The organism is Streptomyces sp. NPDC059874 (genome assembly GCF_042731135.1).
Classification (GTDB): Bacteria; Actinomycetota; Actinomycetes; order Streptomycetales; family Streptomycetaceae; genus Streptomyces.
The window spans coordinates 51,594-69,220 of sequence record NZ_JBHWJY010000023.1; the positions used below are offsets into that span (position 1 = coordinate 51,594).

Here is a 17,627-nt window from a genome sequence, read left to right on the forward strand (position 1 = left end):
CGGGACCGTGGGCGGCCGGAGCCTCCCGGCTTCCGGCCTCGGCCCATCGGACGACCCTCCTCGGGTGCACGACGACCCCCTTCTTTTCGTCCTCTTGACGATATCGGCACTCACGATTATCGTCATGTTGACGAAATTGAGGGGGTTCACCATGGCCGACATCACCCGGCGCTTCGGCTGGCGTCATCTGCGATCCGCGCCCACCACCCACATCCGCCACCACAAGCGCGGCCGACTCGTCCATGACGGCCGGGGGCTCAGCTTCTGGTACCGGTCGCTGTCGGCGGCGCTGTCCGAAGTACCCGTCGACGACCGTGAGCTGGCCATGGCCTTCCACGCCCGTACGGCCGACTTCCAGGACGTCACCGTGCAGGCCACCGTCACCTACCGGATCAGCGACCCGGCCGAGGCGGCGGACCGGCTCGACTTCTCCGTCGATCCGGACACCGGGAGCTGGCGCGGCGCGCCCTTGGAGCAGATCTCCACCCTCCTCACCGAGACCGCGCAGCAGCACACGCTCGACGCGCTGGCCCGGACCCCGCTGGCCGTCGCCCTGGTGGACGGCGTCGCCTCCGTACGGCGGAGCGTCGCCGCCGGTCTCGCCGCCGAGCCCAGGCTCCCGGCCACCGGCATCGAAGTGGTGGCCGTGCGCGTCGTCGCGATCCGGCCCGAAGCCGAGGTGGAGCGCGCCCTGCGCACCCCGGCCCGCGAGCAGATCCAGCAGGAGGCGGACCGGGCCACTTACGAACGGCGGGCTGTCGCCGTCGAGCGTGAACGTGCGATCGCCGAGAACGAACTGGCCAGTCAGATCGAACTGGCCCGGCGCGAGGAGCAGTTGGTCGAGCAGCGCGGCATCAACTCCCGTCGCGAGGCCGAGGAGAAGGCGGCTGCCGACAGCGTACGAACCGAGGCCGAGGCGGCCCGCAAGGTCCGTCTGGCACGCGCGGACGCCGAGGCGGCACGCGCGACGGGCTCGGCACGTGCCGAGGCCCAGGCTGCCTGGCTGCAGGTACACGGCGAGACCGGCCCGGGCACGCTGTACGCCCTGGCGGCGACCCGGCTGGCGGAGAACCTGCCGCGGATCGAGAGCATCACGCTCACCCCGGACGTCCTCACCGGCCTCCTCGGCAGGCTCGGGCGTCCGGATTCCGGGGCGGACGCATGAGCCTGGCCCCGCGAGCGGTGCTCGTACACCGCAGGACCGAGTACGAGGAACTGCTCGACCGGCACGGGACACACGGGCAAGCCGCGTTCTTCCTGTCCAGCCGGGGCCGCTCGATCGACGAGGTGGTCAACCGCCACGACCGGACCCGGCAGGCGCTGCGGGAGGTGGCGGCGGCGGTACCACTCACCTGGCGCAGCTCCCAGGTCGAGCGGGCGGACCTGGACCGCTTCCTGTTCGCGCCGGAAGACGTGGTGGTCGTGGTCGGGCAGGACGGGCTGGTCGCCAACACGGCGAAGTACCTCTCCGGGCAGCCGGTGGTCGGCATCGACACCGACCCGGGACGCAACCCCGGAGTCCTGGTACGTCACCGCTGCGCCGACACGGCCGGCCTTCTGCGTGCCGCGACCACCGGGGGACGGACGGAGGACCTGACCATGGTCGAAGCCGTAGCCGACGACACCCAGCGCCTCCTCGCACTGAACGAGATCTACCTGGGCCCGCCCGGCCATCAGACGGCCCGCTACCGCCTGGGCCCTGACGGCGAGGAAGGCCCGGGCGAGGCCCAGGCGTCCTCCGGGGTACTCGTCGGCACCGGCACCGGCGCCACCGGCTGGCTGCGCTCCCTGTGGCTGGAGCGCGGCAGCACCGCACAGCTGCCCGCTCCGTGCGACCGCCGACTCCTGTGGTTCGTGCGCGAGGCGTGGCCATCGCCCGCGACCGGAACCTCAAGGATCTCCGGCCATCTGGAACAGGAGCAAGGACTGCGACTGACCGTGGAGTCGGACCGGATCGTGGTCTTCGGCGACGGAATGGAGGCCGATGCCCTGCAGCTGACCTGGGGCCAGAGCGTACGACTGGGCATCGCAGCGACATCACTGCGCCTGCTCACGTGAGCGTCCCGCCGGGCCGGCCGTGACGGCTGCAACGCACCGGTTCGGGCTTCCTTCGCCGAGGCAACGGCCCTGGCCTGGCCTGGCAGATCACCCCCGCCCCCGGTTGCCGGCAAAGCCACGCGGCCGGCGGCTCGGCCAACCCATATTTCCCCGCCGGGACTTGGGCACGCTGGACTGGCCTGGACCGCCTCAGGGGCTGGGTCAGGGCGGGCACTCGATGTGGGCCGATCCCACCTGTCCGGCCGGCAACTGGGTGTCACCGCTTCCCGCGATGCTGTGCGGTCGCGACGGCACCGCCGCCAGCCGTCACTTGACCCTGCGGACAGACCGCGGTGTCTCCGCTGACGAACTTTCCGACCTGATGATTGATGGTCTGCTCGGTCGTGCAAACCACCAAGGGCGTCACAGTGCGCGGCCCGACGCTCACGTTGTGGACACCGTAATTATTCCTTGACAAGAATATTCACTGCAAGGAATATGTGCCCATGGACGCACTCCTCACCGCACTGGCCGACCCGGCCCGCTGGCGGCTCGTGAGACTGCTGGCCGAGCGGCCCCGCCCGGTCGGCGTCCTCGCCCAGCTCGCCGAGGCACGCCAACCACAGACGACCAAGCATCTGCAGACCCTCGAGCGCGCCGGCATCGTCACCTCCCAGCGCACGGGCCAGCGACGTATCTATGCGCTTCGGCCTGCCCCTCTGCGAGAGCTGGCAGCGGCACTCAACCGGCTCGCCGACACTGCGGACCAGGTCGGTGGCCCACGAGCGACCTACGACCGCTATGGACTCAGTCTCCGCGCGGAGCGGCTCGCCGCCGAGGAATCGGGGTGGGCCGACGGCCGCTCGTTCAGGTTCCACCGGTCGCTGGCGGGGAGCCCCGAGCTGGTCTGGCACCAGCTGACCGAGGCATCCCTGCTGGCCCGCTGGTGGACACCGGATGACCTGCGCGTCTCCGAGCTCGTCTTCGAGGCGCGACCGGGTGGGCGGATCGTCCAGGAGTACCGCGATGCCGAGGACATTGACGGCTCCGACCTCGTCGCCGGTCGGGCGGAGGGAGTCGTCGAGGACGTACGCCCCGGTGAGCGCCTGACCTACCGACTGTCTCCAGTGCTGCCCGACGGGGGCATCGCCTTCACCGCCCACGTCGACCTCGGCCTGACACCCACCGACACCGGCACGGACCTCGACGCCCACTGGCAGATCACCGACAGCACCGTCGACTCCGCGGACTACATCGCGGGCATCGAGATCGGCTTCGGCCAGAGCCTCGACCGACTCGTGGCGGCCCTCGCCGCAAACCCGCACGACACCGACAGTGCCGACACAAGGAGCGCGAAATGACCAACTCGACCGGCCGCAGGGTGACCGCGAACCTGGCCCTCAGTCTCGACGGGCGTTACAACGGTCCCGGTGGGGCCAACGACTTCGGCGCGTTCGCCCCGTACGTGACCACCGAGGTCGCTCGCGACCACCTCGCCCGCATCTGGGAAGGCGCGACGACCGCGCTGCTCGGCAGGGTCAACGCTGAGGGATTCCTGGGGTACTGGCCGTCGGTCGCCGCCGACGAGAACGCCGATCCACGTGATCGTGGATATGCGAAGTGGCTGGTCGACACGGAAAAGGTGGTCTTCTCGACCACCTTGGCCGAGGCTCCGTGGGAACACACGCGCGTGGTGAACGCCCCCGCTGCGGACGTTGTCGCCGACCTCAAGACCACCGGTGTAGGCGACATCCTCGTCAACAGCAGCGTCAGCGTGATCAAGGCGCTTCTCTCGGCGGACCTGCTGGACCGGCTGTATCTCATGATCTTCCCCGAGATCGTCGGGGGCGGGCAGCGGCTGTTCGACGACGGCCTGCCAAGCTCGAAATGGAAGCTCACCCGTCAGGAGACCGGCGATCTGGGTGAGATCGCCATGGTCTACGACCGAGTGCGCTGATCCGGCCGATCAACGTACTCAGCAGGCGAGGCGGGCGACCCGGCAGGCTGAGGGGAGTGGCGTCGGCGGTCACGCCCATCCCCCACGATCTGCCTGATCAGCGTCACGAACATCGTGGCCGCCAACAGGGACTACCCGGCGGCGGCCGGGCCGGCGTGGGATGAGGTGACGCGTGCCCGATTCCGGGCTGGTGCTCCCGACCTCGGAGCACCGCGGAGCCTCCGTCCTGCCCGATGGCGCGGGCCGAAACGATCACCCGCCCGGATCGTTGGCGGAATATGAATCACACCACGCGTGGTCTCGCCATCGGCACGCTGATGGCGACAGCCGCCCTCCTCACGGTCCCCTCCGCGAACGCCGTAGACCACAAGTTGGGGAGCGCGCGAGTCGTCGACACCTGCGGTGGCTTGCTTGCGGACTACCTCGCCACAGCCCGGGGCACTGCCGACACCGCTTTCGCCGGCACGCTGACCGTGGGCGGAGGCGCCTCACCCATCGCCATGACACTCACTCCGCAGACCTCCGCAGGGGCGATCCCCAACGGCTTCGTCCGAGCGGAGTTCTACCACCCGGTCATCTCAGATGACGCCGTAACCTCCGCCCCGACTCTGCTGGAAGACCAGCACGGCAGGAATCTGATCAGCTTCGCAACGCCGTGGGGTCCGACCCTCGCCATGGCCGGATGCAGCGATGGCACCTCCCGGGTCACCAAGCTGACCGGCAACATCGCCTCTCGCGGGGTCACCTACGAGTACACCCTCACCCGCTCGTGACCACCTGTTCCTGACGGACCCCGGGCCGGTGACGGTCCGGGGCGGCCGGGCTCAGTAGCAGGTGTCGAGCATGGTGTTCAACTGGTCGTGTTCGGCTGCGGTGACGTTCACCCCGTAGGCGGACTTGATGTGGGTCCACGACCGGGAGTACGTGCACCTGAGCGGGAGGCGGCCCGGCGCCGCCACCCTTCGAAGCTGACCGCGCCGGTCTGCGGAATCCCACACGAGCAGCTCACCGTCCAGGACCGGGCCGGTGGGCAGCTGCTCGACGGCGGCCGCGACGAGGTCGCGGAACCGGTCCTGAATCGACGATTCCCGCCGGGTCTCGCGGCGGGACCACTTCGGCGGCGTGCGCCAAGGCAGTGTTGAGCGGCCAGGGGTGGCGTCAGGCTCGGGCGGGCGTCAGCTCAGGCTTGCCATGAACCCGCCGTGGGCGGCGCCGGAGCCCAGCAAGTGGGCCCAATCGAGCACCTCGGGCAGTTCGTCGAGTGACAGGACGACCGCACCGCCGGCGCGTTCGACGTCCGCGCACCAGTCGCCCATGTCGCCAGACTCGGCGCCCCCGACGGCAGCATCGATCACCGGGGCCGCGAGGGCAGGGACGATGAGCCCAGCCTCGCCCGGCCCGTCCACGACACACAGGGTGAGTTTGGGGACGATGCTCCATCCCTCGCACCGGGGTACCGCCCCGTCAGGCGCGGTCAGAACCGGTAGAACGTCATGGACCGGGGCATCGGACAACAGGAGCACAGGGGTGGCACCCCGTACGAACCGGGTTTTCTCAGGACTCAGAAGCATCAGGCCACTCTGGCAGGCCGGCACGCCCAGTGCTTCGGCGGGGCAGCGAGAGCGCCGCGAGCAGGCCAACACCAGCCTCGGCACGTTACATGCCTAGGACGATTTGATTCGGTACGTGAGGTGGGTGACCTGGGGGGAGTCGACCACCCGTGTGGGCACGAGGTCGAGACCGGGCGAGACGCCGTCGAAGAGCCGGGCGCCCGATCCGAGTACGAGGGGCGCGAGGTGGATCTGGACGGGGTGTGGGTGAGCACGAAGACGGGGGCTCGGAAGGGCGGCGGGTCGGGCCGGCCGACCTCACCTTCGGCGAACATCTGCCGTCCCATGATGTAGGCGCCGGCGCGGGAGAAGTTCTCCTGGACGATCGCGTCGTCCTGGTTGGTCTGCCCTCAGCCGGTCTTGCGGGCGCGCCAGGTCTCGACGCCGAAGACGCATTCGTGGATGCGCGTTCCGCCATCACCGAGCGGGTTGTCGGGGCGGGAGTCGGGGCCGGCGATGAAGCCGTCCAGGGACATGCCCAGACTGGCGAAGACCTCGCTCACGCCTGCTCCCCGGTGGTGAAGAAGTCGGTCAGGACAGGGGCCAGGAGGTCCGGGCCGATGTTGTGCTCCTGGCCGGGGAAGACGTGCAGTGTGAAGTTGTCGGCCAGTGCGGCGAGTTCCCGCGCCCCGCCCAGCATCTGCGGCGCGCCCGCGTCCCCGCTGCCGACGAGGACGGGCACCGTCACGGACTGCCAGCGGTCGGCGGGCAGTGGCCGGCCGGACATGGTGTCACCCATGACCTGGCCGTCGTAGGGCAGGGTGCGCGCGGTGGCTTCCATACCGGACCAGAAGGGGGCCTGGCGCATCCCGGCGACGGCCTCGGCCGGCATACCCACGGCCGCGGTCATGAAGTAGGCCACGGCATCGCCGTACGCCCCCTGCTTCACGAGCTCCGTCAAGTGGGCGACGTAGTCGGCGGGCAGCGGAGGCCGGCTGGAGTCGGTGATGAACGGCGGCTCGTACAGGGCCAGTCGGGTCACGGCGCTGCCCCGGGCTACGGCCTCCAGCGCCAGTACGGCACCGGAGGACATGCCGAAGACCATCGCCTCGCCGCCCGCGCGCTCGATCAGCGCGTCCAGGTCCTCGACCTCGCGCTGCACGTCGTACTCCGGGCTGTCCCCGCTGTCGCCGCGGCCCCGGCGGTCGTACGTGATCACGGTGCAGTGCTCGGCCAGCAGGCCGGCGAGTTCGGCGGAATCGCCGCGCGTCATGAAAGCGCCGCCGACGAGCACCACGGCGGGGCCCGAGCCCTGCTGCTCGTATGCGAGGGCCGTGCCGTCGGCAGAGAACACCTTGTCCATGAGGAACCACTCCCATATTTCTGCGCGGTACGCAGGGCCGGAAACCCCGCTTCAGAACTAGACGGTACAGTACTCACACGGGTACTGGTCAGTCCAGTACTCTTCTCAGGGGGCTGAGACGCATGGAGAAGGAGTCGAGGGTGGACAGCCGTTCAGAGCGCAAGCACCAGGCGATCCTGGAGGCCGCGACCACAGTGTTCCTGGACAAGGGGTACTCGGGGACGAGCATGGACGACATCGCGAAGCTGGCCGCGGTGTCCAAGCAGACCGTCTACAAGCACTTCTCCGACAAGGAGAAGCTCTTCGCCGACATCGTCCTGGCCACCACCGACCGGCTCGACACCACGATCGACCTGCTGGCCGACCTCCCGACCGACGACGCCGACCTGGAAGAGAACCTGACCCGGCTCGCCCGCCGGCTCCTGACCGCCCTCACCGACCCCCGAGTGATCCAGCTCCGGCGCCTGATCATCGCCAACGCCGACGTCTTTCCCGACCTGGGAACCGAGTGGTACGAGCGGGGCTTCGAACGAGGGCTCGCCACGCTGGCGGCGACCTTCCAGCGCCTGACCGACCAGGGACTGCTCCGCATCGACGACACGCGCCTGGCCGCGAACCACTTCTCCGGACTGCTGCTGTGGATCCCGGTGAACAAGGCCATGTTCACCGGCAGCGCCCAGCACACCGACGCCGACCTCGACCGCTACGCCGCCGCCGGCACCCGCGTCTTCCTCGCCGCCTACCGCTGACCAGCACACCGCAACAGCCGATCTGCCCGACCCCGGAAAGGGGCCTTCATGACCTGGTCCGAGCGCATCGTGGAGCGCGACGGCGTCCGCCTGTCGTGCCGTGACTGGGGCGGCTCGGGGCCGCCCATCGTCCTCCTGCACGGGCTTGCCGGACACGCGGGCGAATGGGACGACCTCGCCGGGGCCCTGAGCTCCCGCTACCGGGTTGTCGCCTTCGACCAGCGTGGCCACGGCGCCAGCGAGCGCCTCCCGCACGAGGTGAGCCGTGCCGCGTACGTCACCGACGTCGTCGCCGTCCTCGAGCAGCTCAACCTGCACCGGCCCGTCCTGGCGGGGCAGTCGCTGGGTGGCCACACCGCCATGCTGACCGCCGCCGCACACCCCCACCTCGTGCGCGCTCTCGTCCTCGTCGAAGCCGGCCCCGGAGGCCCGAACCCGAACGTGCGGGCGGAGATCGGCGGATGGCTCGACGCGTGGCCGACACCGTTCCCGTCACGGGAGGCCGCAGTCGAATTCCTCGGCGGCGGCCCGGTCGGAGAGGGCTGGGCCGCCGGACTGGTGGAGCGCGACGGAGGCTGGAGGCCGCGCTTCGACCGGGATGTCATGGTCGCCTCGCTGGCCGAGAACGCCCAGCGCTCCTTCTGGGACGAGTGGGCGAGGCTCAGGTGTCCGGTCCTGGCCGTCCTGGGCCAGTCCGGCTTCATCCCTCCGCAGGAGTCCGAGGCCATGCTGCGGCAGCAATCGGGGACGACGGCCGTGAGCGTCCCCGGCACGGGGCACGACGTACACCTGGAACGCCCCGACGTCCTGCGGCACCTGTTCCAGGAGTTCCTCGACGAGGTCACCTTGTCGGCAAACGAAGGCACCCTCAAGTGACCAACTCACCGGCCGCGGATGATCATGTGGTCGTGGAGGCACAGGTGCGTGACCACGGGTCCTCGCCGGCTCGGCAGGATGAGATTTGGAGACGCCGGCGCGAGGGGCAGTCGTTCAGCTTGAGGGGGCGGGCACTCGGGGCACCGATGCATCACGTCCGCCGGTTTCCGTACCAGAGCGGTGGCGTCCGCCTGACTCCGCAGCAGCGCTCAGAGCGCCATCTGACCGGCGACGAGCGCGAAGAGAAATCCCGCGGGATCGCTGCCGGCGAGTCAGCCCGGTAGCCGGCCCGGAGGCTGGGCCGGTCGTCGCCGACTGAATCCGTGCGAGTTGCCCATAACGGCGGCCGGGACCAAAGTCGACCAGCTCGCGAACCGCCGGAGGCCCGGCGCTCGCGGTGCCGGCCGTCGACGTTCGACAAGACGTGACGTGACGTGACGTGACCAGTTGTCGCACGAAACCGGCCAGGACAGCGCGTCAGCGTCAGGAATTCATGGCGGCCAGGTCGGACTCACTGCGCAGAACGCAGAATTCGTTGCCTTCGGGATCAGCAAGGATTGCCCAGCCTGAACCATCAGGATTCCGGTGATCACCGACAAACGTGGCCCCGAGGCCCAGCAGCCGGTCCACCTCCTGATCGCGCGAGGTCTCAGGGCGCAAACACAGATGGATCCGATTCTTGATCGTCTTAGCCTCGGGCACCTGGTTGAAGTACAGCACTGGGCCCTCCGCCAGCAGCACCTGAGTCTCCCGGTCACCCGGTCTGACATCCGGATGCATCGGACGGCCGGTCACACTGCTCCAGAACCTGGCCAGCTCGTAGGCATCCGCACAGTCAATCGCCACGTTCTGCAATACCGAAACCATGCGCCCCAGCCTTCCCGACTTCCACTCCAGACGCCAACGAGCTGCGCTCATCGGTTGGGGTTGTTCCTGTTTGGCGGACAGGTTGTTTGTGTTGGTCAGGCTGCCGTGGTTTCGTACTCGGCTGGGCTTTGGTAGCCGAGGCTGGAGTGGAGTCGGCGGGTGTTGTACCAGCCCTCGATGTAGTCGAAGATCGCGGACCGGGCGACGGCCCGGGTGTGCCAGCGGCACGGGCCGTGATCGTCACGGCTACGCGGCCAAGGTGATCCGTTCCAGCGGGCCTGATGCCCTGAAGTGGCAGTCATGGGCGCTGTACGCGGGCCTGGCGGTGATCGTGGCGAGCTCACCGGCTGCGCTCACCGCCCTGACCATTTCGGGCGCCGGGTACGTGCTGTGGTTGGGCTGGGGCATTCTGAGGCAGCCGGTCGTACCGACGGCCGCTGCAGAGAGCCAGGCCCTCGCCGCCTTGGTGGAGCCGAACGTGAGACTTACTCCAGTTCCTCCGCCAACAGGTCCATCAGCAGCCCGTCGTGCCAGCTACCGTCCGGGCCGCGCTCGTACTGCCGCATGATGCCCACCGCGCGGAAGCCGACCTTGCGGTAGCACCGGATGGCGGCGGCATTGTCGGCGGCCGGGTCGATCACCAGTCGGCGGTATCCGTGATCATCGATCAAATGGCGTGCCAGGACGCGGACGGCGTCTGTGCCGAGGCCGCGGCCGTGCACCGCCGGGTCGAGATAGATGTCGATGTTGGCATGCCGGTAGTCCGGGTCGTCCTCGGCCCCCCACTGGATAGCGCCGACCACCCGGCCGCCGTGCTCGACCGCAAAGGTCCGGGTCCCGGGATCTTCGAGGTCCTCGGCCACGGCCGCCGTCAGGTCCACGCCGCCCCGCCAGCGCGCGTACACCTCAGGCGTGGTTCGGATCGCGGCCAGAGCCGGGATATCACCCACCGTCGACGGGCGAAGCGTCACCAGGGCTCCGTGCAGGACCGTCCGCATGCCACTGATCATCCCCGACTTCGGATCCATTCGTCTAGAAGCCGTCCACGCTCCCCGTGGTGGCGTTGCCCCCGTCGAAACCGGACTTCCAGACGTCCGTGTGGATGGCTTCAACGACGAGGGCGTCATTGGCGTTGAGCCGAGAACGGTCCGTGACGGGAACAGGATCAGCGGCGTGCGCGCCGGCCGCGACAGACAAGGCAGCCCCCGCGATGGCGATGGCGGCAAACATGCGCTTGGCATTGTTCATGCCTTGCCAACGATCTTGACCTGCTCGGGGACACGCACAGGCCCCGGACAGCGCCCGCATGGACCGAGCGTGGTGGGCTGATGCCGCGCCCACCACGTTCCCGCTCCCCCGCCGCGGTGGTGATCGGGGCGACGAGCCATCCGGGGATGGTCTGCACAGTCAGGTGGAAGCCGCCCCAACGGATCTCCATCTGCGGGGGTTTCACGTTCCCTGTCACCGGCCGGCGTGCTCCGCCAGTTGCCGGCAGCTCTTGCGCTCGGTCCCGGACAGCAGCCCGAGCAGACAGGTGCGGGCCGCGGCCCGAGGTTCCACTCGACCGAACAGGCCCGCGATCCGAGCCATGGCCTGGTCGAACGACGTCTGCCATCGAGCAGCGTTTGCGCTACGGCCCGCGGTTCCGCTGCCGTGATGCCCTGGCCCTCCGTCAGTTGTATCCGACTGGTTCGTCGCCTGCCGTGTTGACCTGCTTGCGGTAGGCCCCCGGCGGCGACCCGAAGTGTCGTTTGAAAGCTTTGGCAAAGGCGAACTCCGACGTGTACCCCGTGTGCTGCGCGATTGTGCTCAGCGGGGTCGGCGATCGGTGCAGCAACCGCGCCGCGGTGGCCATCCGCCAGTTGGTCAGGTAGGTCAACGGCGGCTCGCCGACCACCGAGGCGAAGCGGCGGGCGAAAGCCGCGCGGGACAGCCCGGCGCGGGTGCCCAGAGACTCCACGGTCCAGGGATGGCCGGGATCGTCGTGGATCGCCTTCAGGGCCGGGGCGACTGCCGGGTCGGTCAGCGCGGCCGCCCAACCCCGGGTCCGCTCCTTCGGTAGTTCGGCGTACCACGACCGGAGGATGTACAGCAGCAGCAGATCGATGAGCGCCGTGACGACCGCGTCCGAGCCCGGCTGCGGCGCGTGGAACTCGGCGCACAGCTGATCGACCGCCGAGCGCAGCACCGGGTGGCGGCCGGGAGCCGCGGGGAGGTGGATGACCTCCGGTAGATCGCTGAACAGCGGATGCGGGCGATCAACGTCGATCGCGTACGCGCCGCACACCAGCACCGTGTGCGGCCCTGGTCCGTCCACGGTGACCTGGCCGATCGGCGAGGAACGGTCCACGCGGTCCGGTACGAAGTCCACCGGATCGCGGTCCGGGACGTCGCACAGGGTGTGTCCGCTGCCCCGCTTCAGGAACACGATGTCGCCGGGTCCGAGCGCGAGCGGTTGGCCGTGCGGTGGCAGCAGGTGGCAGTGCCCTTCCACGACCACGTGGAATCCGGCTCCTGAGATGGGTTGGAACTTCAGGGCCCACGGGGCGTGCGCGTCGGTGCGAGTCACCATCGGGCGTCCCGTGCGCAGGACTTCGAGGGTGTCGCTCAGGATGTCCATGACGCCACTCTAGTGCCTGTACGGCGAGACGATATGACAGGGAATCGAGACTTCAAGTCATTCACCGTCTCGATGTGGAGCCGTACGTTCTTGCCATGGCGGTTGCCGAACCCCGCGACTGCATCGACGAAGACGAAGGAATGGATCCCATGTCTCTGGCCGGCAAGAAGATCGTGATCATCGGTGGAACCTCCGGCATCGGCTTCGCGGTAGCCCAACAGGCCGCGGCGGCCGGCGCGGACGTCGTGGTAGCCTCCAGCAATCAGGACCGCGTGGACGCCGCGACGAAGCGGTTGGGCGAGCCGGCCGAAGGCCGCCGCCTGGACGTCGCCGACGGCAACGCCATCGCCGCGTTCTTCGAGCAGGTCGGGGAGTTCGACCACCTCGTCTACACCGCGGGCGAATCTCTGCTGATCAAGCCGTTGGTCGACACCACCCCGCAGGAGGCCAAGGCCGTCTTTGAGCGCCGGTTCTGGGGCGCGTTCCTCTCCGCCAAGTACGCTGCACCGCGACTGCGCGACGGCGGCTCGATCACTTTCAGCTCCGGCGTCCTGGCGATCCGCCCCCTGTCCGGAACCGCGCTCACGGCAGGTATCACCGGCGGCATCGAGGCCCTGTCCCGGGCACTCGCCGTCGAACTCGCCCCTCTGCGCGTCAACGTGATCCAACCCGGTGTGATCCGTACCGAGCTGTGGGACGCCAGTGTGCCGGACCCGGAGGCTTTCCTCCAGGGCGCCGGGTCCGAGCTGCTCACGCGGCGTGTCGGCACTGCCGAGGAAGCCGCGGCGGCCTATCTCTTCGTCCTGGCCAACGCCTACGTCACCGGCACCACGCTCGCGATAGACGGCGGCGCGGCGCTGGTGTGACATGGGCGCCACACATAACAGCCAGCGGAGCAACGCCGTAGCGACGCGACGCGTTCCTTGCCGCGGCAGTCGACGACGCGAGGCCGACCAGACGTGCGGATGCGAGCCGACCGGCCCGAAGCGGAGACCCGGTCGACCTGACCGTCCCGTCCCGGAGATCCGCCGCCTGATCGGCGCACTGTTCAGCCCGCCGATCACAGCCCTGAACTCACTCCTGCGCTGGTCGAACTGGCGCAGAAGCCGCCAGGCTTCGGCACGTCGCATCCGCTAGCGGCAGCGGCTCTCCGCCTGGAGCTACACCGGGGGCTGATGCTCGCCCGCTCCGGCCACCGCACCAGGGGCATCGCCCAAGCCGCCGTCGCGATGGGCGCCCTGCCACCCGAAAAGCACAGCCTCGGTACTGGCCGGCCAGGCGCGCCCAGTCGTGGCGTAGGGATGTCCGGGCGCGCCTTGGCGATGGCGGTGAAGCCGTCATCCGAGGACGGCTTGACTCTCAGGTAACGCGAGACGGCACAGTCAATGCCGTGGATAGGAGAAACCTGCTGCCGATCGGGCAGTTCTCGCAGGCCAGCCGCCTCTCGGTCACCGCGCTTCGGCCTTACGACGCCAGTGGCGTGTGGATGCCGGCGTTCGTCGATCCGGTGAGCGGCTACCGGTACTTCGGGCGTGACCAGGTGCGTACGGCGCAGTCGATCAGGGCGCTGCGGCAGCTGGACATCCCGGTCGAGGAGGTGCGCCGGCTACTCGGCGGCGGCGAGGAGGAGCTCGCCGCCGCCCTGCAGGCGCATCTGCGGGCGGCCGAGCGGCGGCTGGAGGTGCAGCGCTCCGTGGTCCACAGCCTGTTGAGCCGACTGACCGAAGGAGCAGAGATGACCCACCGCGTCACCGTCCGCCAGGGCGCCGCCGAACGGATTCTTGTCCGCGGGGCGACCATGGACAACTCCGGGCTCGACGCCTTCCTCCGCGTCGCCTACCAGGCAATGTACGAGGTCGCCGGCCGCGGCCCGCTCACCTTCACCGGGCCCGCTTTCGTCCGATTCCACGGCGTGTGCGACGACGAGAACGAGACGCTCGTCGAGGCGTGCCTGCCGTTCTGGGAAGACGGCGCGCAGCCCACGGACCTGCCTGAGGGCATGACCGTGCGCGAGCTGCCCGAGAGCACCCTCGCCTGCACGGAGGTCGAGGGCGCGGCCGCCGCGTTCCCGCAGATCCTCGGCGCGTACGACGCCGTCGCCGACTGGATCACCGAGCACGGCTTCACCTTCGCGGGCCCGGCCCGAATGGTTTACCGCCGGTGGACCGGGACACCGGACCACCCGGACAACCGCCTGGAGATCGCCTGGCCGATCGACGAGCCTGCCGACGATTAGACACCCGCTCACAGCAGCCCGGGGCCGCCATTGTCCGCAGGCCCTGTCCGACACGACAGATCTGCTCGGCAACGTCACCCCGGACCAGCACGGGCGGCCCACGAAGGACGCCCCCGCACTCGACCCGCTCGACCGGCTGCTTCGGCCGCACGGTCTGACGGGAAGTCCGAAACAGTACGAACGGTCGTCTGAGCGGGCGCGGGTGCACGTCCTTCATGGGTCGGCACACACGTGCTCGGCTGGGAGGCGGGTGTCAGGCGAGGTGGCCGAAGAGAGCGGCCAGAAACACCCCGGAGGCGAGGAAGACAATGGTCAGGGTGGCCATGGCGGCCTTCTGCTCGCCGGTCACATCCGGTTCCGGCATGGCCATCGCGTCCATCGAGATCGGTTCCGGCGCCGAGGCCGGGAGGGTGGCGCCGCCCGCGCCAAGGGCCCGTACGGTGCCCATGCCGTGCTTGAGGTGGTTGGCTACCAGCCATACGTTGACCGGGTAAGCGAAAGCCAGGCCGGCCAGCACCGCCAGCGCGAACGTCGCCCAGAAGCGCACGTCGGCCACGTCCCGGGCCCCCGGGACGTGGCTGCGGACGATCACGTTCACGGCGACCATCGCACCCATCACGCAGTTTATCGACAGCCACTCGGCGAAGACCGTCGAGCGGACGGCGGTCGTGTAGCGTCCGCCGAGCATGTCACGCATGAACAGGGCCTGGAACACCAGGAGTCCGAAGCCGAAGCCCACCGCGTACTCCAGCAGGGCGTCGGCCCAGGGCTGTAGATCGAGCAGGGAGGCGACAACGGCCGCCACCATGATGCCCGTCGCGTCGCCGGCCACGCAGTGGATCGTCGAGCCGAGGCCCTGCTTCCACAACGGGGCCGTGAACCGCTCGTGCGTGCCGGGCCGCGGTTCCTTGCAGGACAGGACGTACAGCGCGGCACCGACGGGGCCGATGTAGAGGGTCACAAGGACCCAGCCCCACTTCATTACCGTGAGTTCGGGGTTCCTGGTGAACGCGTCGTACGCCACGTAGACCGCGGACAGGATGGCCAGGAAGAACCAGGTGTACATGAGCGCGTCGGCCGCGGTCCCGTTCATGCCGGTCATCATCGGGGCCGGGCGTCGGCCACCGTGTGAGCGACACGCTCGGCCGCGGTCGCGGCGGGCGGGCAGTGCCGGCCGCAGGGCGGCGGCCAGGCGGACGGTGTCCTCGGCGAGCCCGAACCGGTGGCCCACGATCGCCCGCGAGTGGTCGTCGATGAATGCGAACACGTCCGTCTTGCGCTCGCCGGTGCTGGGCCCGTGGATGGCGTCCCCGGTGCACAGCTCGCTGCCGCGGGTGGCCGGCGGCGACCTGCCCGACAAAACGGAGGAGCTTGCCCTTCCTCGACCAGCGGATCGTCGACCGCTGCCATCGCTATCTCAAGCTGTACACGGAGACGGTCCCAGCGGGCCGTTCAGTGACGTGGGATGGCACCGGAGCGCATCAGGTCCGGGGAAGCTGCGTTGCCTCTCCGCCCGTCTTCACGGGGTCGGCGGGAGCACCACGAAGTGGGTCACGATCTGCCGGGCTGCCGTTGATTCGGGCGCCTCCGGGTTGCCCCCTCCCCCATCTCCGCCGGCGCGGCGGCGTCGGCCTCCACCACCCAGCCGAGCGTCGCCGCGCGCGGCACGCCGGGCGCAGCGATCTTGCCGTGCGCGAGCAGCCACGTGACCACCGCCCGCCGGTCGAACACCGGGCTCGCCTCCGTACCGCCCACCGGGTCCGGGAAACCGGGCAGGCGCCGGCGTCAGTTGACGACGGCGGCGCGCAAAGCGTGCCGGCCCGGACCCGTCCCGTAGACCGCCCGCCAGTCCACATCAGGCCGCACCAGCGCCACCGGGGCGACGCCCTCCGCGGAGTGGGGCGGGTCCTATGGGTGAGGGCTCAGGACCCTGTCCCTGTTCGTCTTTCCCCAGTCCACCTCCGCCGTGCTCGGTGAAGCGCGGGCACCGGACACCACTGGAGCATCCGCTCGAAGGCCCCGTCCGCCGCCCACCGGCGGAATCGGATGTGGAGGCTGCTCCACGACCACGACCCGTATCGCTCGGGCACGTCCCGCCAGGCGACCCCGGTGCGGAACTTCCAGACGATCCCGTTGAGGACCGTCCGGTCGTGCCCGCCCCAGCACAGGCCGGGGCAGCAGCGGCTACCAGTCAATGCCACAGCCTCGAGCGCGGCGGAAACGGACAACATCCGGCCTGATTCCCGGATATCCGAGCGACTGTCCGCAACTTGCGGAAATCTGCAATCGTGGTGGTCACAGCGCGGCAGACGCCCGATAGCCGCCAGACGCCAGATGGGCCTACGCCGTGCCAGGACGCGCCAGCAATGCGAAGGATGACGAGACCCCAGAGGTCAGCACTCCCCTCTACCAGCTGAAGTCCGAGTTCTTCAAGACCCTCGGACACCCGGTACGCATCCGCGTCCTGGAACTCCTCAGCCAACGCGAACACGCCGTCTCAGAACTGCTCACCGAGGTCGGCGTGGAAGCCGCAGCCTTGTCCCAGCAACTCGCCGTGCTCCGCAAAGCCAACCTCGTCCACACCCGGCGCGAAGGCGTCAGCGTCCACTACCGCCTTGCCAGCGATGAAGTCGCCGAACTCCTGCGCGTGGCCCGCAGCATCCTCACCGGCGTCCTGCAGGGCCAGGCCAACCTGTTGGCCGACCTCACCGCCCGCCCACAGCGATAACGCGCCCCGCACGGGTCACCAGCGCGGCAGCCCGCTCCCTCCGGCGCTGCGGTCGCCTGCCCGCCCCGTGCCCTCCATCCGGATCACGCCAGTCCCACCCGAAGTTGCCGAATCCTCCACGGGCGGGGCCAGACAATCGGTAGCGTCCCGGTGACAGCCCGCACGCAGCGCGCATCCAAACGCACCGGAAGGCGACATCATGGCCAACGTGGAAACCGCCCTCAAGGACATCATGACCAGCGTCGAGGGAACCCTCGGAGCCGCAGTGGTCGACTACAGCAGCGGAATGGCGCTCGGGACCGCCGGCGGCGGACGCGACCTCGACCTCAACGTCGCCGCGGCCGGTAACACCGACGTCATCCGCGCCAAAGTCCGCACCATGGAACACCTCGGACTCACCGACACCATCGAAGACGTCCTGATCACCCTGGGCAGCCAGTACCACCTCATCCTCCTGTGCTCCGGACGCGGCAAGGAAAGCCTGTTCCTCTACCTCGTCCTCGACAAGCGCAACGCCAACCTGGCCATGGCCCGCCACCAGCTCCGGCGCATCGAAGCCGAACTCGAAATCTGACAGCGGCTCCTTTTTCACACCCAAAAGTTGCAATTTTTCGCAACTATCGACATTGGCATGTCTGGCAGTC

General features: G+C 69.3%; 23 protein-coding genes and 1 pseudogene. 11 read left to right on the top strand and 13 right to left on the bottom strand.

The window, feature by feature from the left end:
• The first annotated feature begins 151 nt into the window (after positions 1-151).
• From ACFV9H_RS15730 to ACFV9H_RS15750, 5 genes are all read left to right on the top strand, one after another.
• Entirely contained in the window at positions 152-1,165 is a 1,014-nt protein-coding gene (locus ACFV9H_RS15730) for an SPFH domain-containing protein (protein WP_385398026.1), read from the top strand.
• Positions 1,162-2,058 carry a hypothetical protein gene (locus ACFV9H_RS15735; RefSeq protein WP_385398028.1) on the top strand — a complete coding sequence of 299 codons (897 nt, stop codon included), beginning with the start codon at positions 1,162-1,164 and terminating at the stop codon, positions 2,056-2,058. The genes ACFV9H_RS15730 and ACFV9H_RS15735 overlap by 4 nt, the downstream gene beginning before the upstream one ends.
• 485 nt (positions 2,059-2,543) lie before the next feature.
• The gene (locus tag ACFV9H_RS15740; protein WP_385398030.1) at positions 2,544-3,398 is read left to right on the top strand and encodes a metalloregulator ArsR/SmtB family transcription factor; all 855 of its coding nucleotides are present in this window, start codon (positions 2,544-2,546) and stop codon (positions 3,396-3,398) included.
• Entirely contained in the window at positions 3,395-3,994 is a 600-nt protein-coding gene (locus ACFV9H_RS15745) for a dihydrofolate reductase family protein (protein WP_385398032.1), read from the top strand. Before ACFV9H_RS15740 ends, ACFV9H_RS15745 begins: the two co-directional genes overlap by 4 nt.
• Positions 3,995-4,272: 278 nt before the next feature.
• The gene (locus ACFV9H_RS15750) at positions 4,273-4,767 is read left to right on the top strand and encodes a hypothetical protein (RefSeq protein WP_385398034.1); all 495 of its coding nucleotides are present in this window, start codon (positions 4,273-4,275) and stop codon (positions 4,765-4,767) included.
• 51 nt (positions 4,768-4,818) lie between these two features.
• On the opposite strand, the gene ACFV9H_RS15755 is transcribed toward ACFV9H_RS15750, so the two are convergent.
• The 4 genes from ACFV9H_RS15755 to ACFV9H_RS15770 all read right to left on the bottom strand — a co-directional run bounded on the left by ACFV9H_RS15755 (position 4,819) and on the right by ACFV9H_RS15770 (position 6,907).
• Positions 4,819-4,953 carry a hypothetical protein gene (locus ACFV9H_RS15755; protein ID WP_385398036.1) on the bottom strand — a complete coding sequence of 45 codons (135 nt, stop codon included), beginning with the start codon at positions 4,951-4,953 and terminating at the stop codon, positions 4,819-4,821.
• A 216-nt stretch (positions 4,954-5,169) separates the two neighbouring features.
• Positions 5,170-5,400 (bottom strand): hypothetical protein, encoded by a 231-nt coding sequence (locus ACFV9H_RS15760; protein ID WP_385398038.1) that lies wholly within the window; start codon positions 5,398-5,400, stop codon positions 5,170-5,172.
• Between the two features lie 554 nt (positions 5,401-5,954).
• A complete protein-coding gene (locus ACFV9H_RS15765; protein ID WP_385398040.1) occupies positions 5,955-6,107 on the bottom strand; it encodes a hypothetical protein in 153 nt (50 codons plus the stop codon).
• On the bottom strand, positions 6,104-6,907 hold the full coding sequence (locus ACFV9H_RS15770) for an alpha/beta fold hydrolase (RefSeq protein ID WP_385398042.1): 804 nt from the start codon (positions 6,905-6,907) through the stop codon (positions 6,104-6,106). Before ACFV9H_RS15770 ends, ACFV9H_RS15765 begins: the two co-directional genes overlap by 4 nt.
• Positions 6,908-7,047: 140 nt before the next feature.
• Here ACFV9H_RS15770 and ACFV9H_RS15775 point away from each other — a divergent pair, with 140 nt between their 5' ends.
• On the top strand, positions 7,048-7,656 hold the full coding sequence (locus tag ACFV9H_RS15775) for a TetR/AcrR family transcriptional regulator (protein ID WP_385398044.1): 609 nt from the start codon (positions 7,048-7,050) through the stop codon (positions 7,654-7,656).
• A 48-nt stretch (positions 7,657-7,704) separates the two neighbouring features.
• Positions 7,705-8,532: an alpha/beta fold hydrolase gene (locus ACFV9H_RS15780; RefSeq protein ID WP_385398046.1), complete on the top strand. Its 828-nt coding sequence runs from the start codon at positions 7,705-7,707 to the stop codon at positions 8,530-8,532.
• Between the two features lie 483 nt (positions 8,533-9,015).
• Here ACFV9H_RS15780 and ACFV9H_RS15785 read toward each other — a convergent pair whose 3' ends face one another.
• The 6 genes and pseudogenes from ACFV9H_RS15785 to ACFV9H_RS15810 all read right to left on the bottom strand — a co-directional run bounded on the left by ACFV9H_RS15785 (position 9,016) and on the right by ACFV9H_RS15810 (position 12,019).
• A complete protein-coding gene (locus ACFV9H_RS15785) occupies positions 9,016-9,399 on the bottom strand; it encodes a VOC family protein (RefSeq protein ID WP_385398144.1) in 384 nt (127 codons plus the stop codon).
• A 95-nt stretch (positions 9,400-9,494) separates the two neighbouring features.
• Positions 9,495-9,614: pseudogene (locus tag ACFV9H_RS15790) on the bottom strand (IS3 family transposase); the annotation flags it as partial.
• A gap of 270 nt (positions 9,615-9,884) precedes the next feature.
• The gene (locus ACFV9H_RS15795; protein ID WP_385398048.1) at positions 9,885-10,397 is read right to left on the bottom strand and encodes a GNAT family N-acetyltransferase; all 513 of its coding nucleotides are present in this window, start codon (positions 10,395-10,397) and stop codon (positions 9,885-9,887) included.
• A gap of 34 nt (positions 10,398-10,431) precedes the next feature.
• The gene (locus tag ACFV9H_RS15800; RefSeq protein ID WP_385398050.1) at positions 10,432-10,647 is read right to left on the bottom strand and encodes a hypothetical protein; all 216 of its coding nucleotides are present in this window, start codon (positions 10,645-10,647) and stop codon (positions 10,432-10,434) included.
• Between the two features lie 213 nt (positions 10,648-10,860).
• Entirely contained in the window at positions 10,861-10,989 is a 129-nt protein-coding gene (locus ACFV9H_RS15805; RefSeq protein ID WP_385398051.1) for a hypothetical protein, read from the bottom strand.
• An 82-nt stretch (positions 10,990-11,071) separates the two neighbouring features.
• Positions 11,072-12,019 carry an AraC family transcriptional regulator gene (locus tag ACFV9H_RS15810; protein ID WP_385398053.1) on the bottom strand — a complete coding sequence of 316 codons (948 nt, stop codon included), beginning with the start codon at positions 12,017-12,019 and terminating at the stop codon, positions 11,072-11,074.
• 95 nt (positions 12,020-12,114) lie between these two features.
• Between ACFV9H_RS15810 and ACFV9H_RS15815 the strand changes: the two genes are divergently transcribed.
• Positions 12,115-12,885, top strand: a complete 771-nt coding sequence (locus ACFV9H_RS15815; protein WP_385398055.1) for an SDR family oxidoreductase — start codon at positions 12,115-12,117, stop codon at positions 12,883-12,885.
• A gap of 524 nt (positions 12,886-13,409) precedes the next feature.
• Positions 13,410-14,255: a MerR family transcriptional regulator gene (locus ACFV9H_RS15820; RefSeq protein ID WP_385398057.1), complete on the top strand. Its 846-nt coding sequence runs from the start codon at positions 13,410-13,412 to the stop codon at positions 14,253-14,255.
• 253 nt (positions 14,256-14,508) lie between these two features.
• Here the strand turns inward: ACFV9H_RS15820 and ACFV9H_RS15825 are convergent, their stop codons facing one another.
• From ACFV9H_RS15825 to ACFV9H_RS15835, 3 genes are all read right to left on the bottom strand, one after another.
• Entirely contained in the window at positions 14,509-15,615 is a 1,107-nt protein-coding gene (locus ACFV9H_RS15825; protein WP_385398059.1) for a DUF4396 domain-containing protein, read from the bottom strand.
• A 191-nt stretch (positions 15,616-15,806) separates the two neighbouring features.
• Positions 15,807-15,986, bottom strand: coding sequence for a hypothetical protein (locus ACFV9H_RS15830; RefSeq protein ID WP_385398061.1), 180 nt, complete (start codon positions 15,984-15,986; stop codon positions 15,807-15,809).
• Between the two features lie 191 nt (positions 15,987-16,177).
• A complete protein-coding gene (locus ACFV9H_RS15835) occupies positions 16,178-16,486 on the bottom strand; it encodes a transposase (protein WP_385398063.1) in 309 nt (102 codons plus the stop codon).
• Positions 16,487-16,602: 116 nt separating this feature from the next.
• On the opposite strand from ACFV9H_RS15835, the gene ACFV9H_RS15840 reads away from it, so the two are divergent.
• Positions 16,603-16,983 (top strand): ArsR/SmtB family transcription factor, encoded by a 381-nt coding sequence (locus ACFV9H_RS15840; protein WP_385398065.1) that lies wholly within the window; start codon positions 16,603-16,605, stop codon positions 16,981-16,983.
• Positions 16,984-17,182: 199 nt separating this feature from the next.
• Positions 17,183-17,557, top strand: coding sequence for a hypothetical protein (locus tag ACFV9H_RS15845; RefSeq protein ID WP_385398067.1), 375 nt, complete (start codon positions 17,183-17,185; stop codon positions 17,555-17,557).
• The last annotated feature ends 70 nt before the right edge of the window (positions 17,558-17,627 follow it).

Bases quoted from the DNA above. Each gene is read 5' to 3' on its own strand.
- ACFV9H_RS15730 (WP_385398026.1), top strand. From the start codon at position 152: ATGGCCGACATCACCCGGCGCTTCGGCTGGCGTCATCTGCGATCCGCG.
- ACFV9H_RS15735 (WP_385398028.1), top strand. From the start codon at position 1,162: ATGAGCCTGGCCCCGCGAGCGGTGCTCGTACACCGCAGGACCGAGTAC.
- ACFV9H_RS15740 (WP_385398030.1), top strand. From the start codon at position 2,544: ATGGACGCACTCCTCACCGCACTGGCCGACCCGGCCCGCTGGCGGCTC.
- ACFV9H_RS15745 (WP_385398032.1), top strand. From the start codon at position 3,395: ATGACCAACTCGACCGGCCGCAGGGTGACCGCGAACCTGGCCCTCAGT.
- ACFV9H_RS15750 (WP_385398034.1), top strand. From the start codon at position 4,273: ATGAATCACACCACGCGTGGTCTCGCCATCGGCACGCTGATGGCGACA.
- ACFV9H_RS15770 (WP_385398042.1), bottom strand. From the start codon at position 6,907: ATGGACAAGGTGTTCTCTGCCGACGGCACGGCCCTCGCATACGAGCAG.
- ACFV9H_RS15780 (WP_385398046.1), top strand. From the start codon at position 7,705: ATGACCTGGTCCGAGCGCATCGTGGAGCGCGACGGCGTCCGCCTGTCG.
- ACFV9H_RS15785 (WP_385398144.1), bottom strand. From the start codon at position 9,399: ATGGTTTCGGTATTGCAGAACGTGGCGATTGACTGTGCGGATGCCTAC.
- ACFV9H_RS15795 (WP_385398048.1), bottom strand. From the start codon at position 10,397: ATGCGGACGGTCCTGCACGGAGCCCTGGTGACGCTTCGCCCGTCGACG.
- ACFV9H_RS15800 (WP_385398050.1), bottom strand. From the start codon at position 10,647: ATGAACAATGCCAAGCGCATGTTTGCCGCCATCGCCATCGCGGGGGCT.
- ACFV9H_RS15805 (WP_385398051.1), bottom strand. From the start codon at position 10,989: ATGGCTCGGATCGCGGGCCTGTTCGGTCGAGTGGAACCTCGGGCCGCG.
- ACFV9H_RS15810 (WP_385398053.1), bottom strand. From the start codon at position 12,019: ATGGACATCCTGAGCGACACCCTCGAAGTCCTGCGCACGGGACGCCCG.
- ACFV9H_RS15815 (WP_385398055.1), top strand. From the start codon at position 12,115: ATGGCGGTTGCCGAACCCCGCGACTGCATCGACGAAGACGAAGGAATG.
- ACFV9H_RS15835 (WP_385398063.1), bottom strand. From the start codon at position 16,486: ATGTTGTCCGTTTCCGCCGCGCTCGAGGCTGTGGCATTGACTGGTAGC.
- ACFV9H_RS15845 (WP_385398067.1), top strand. From the start codon at position 17,183: ATGGCCAACGTGGAAACCGCCCTCAAGGACATCATGACCAGCGTCGAG.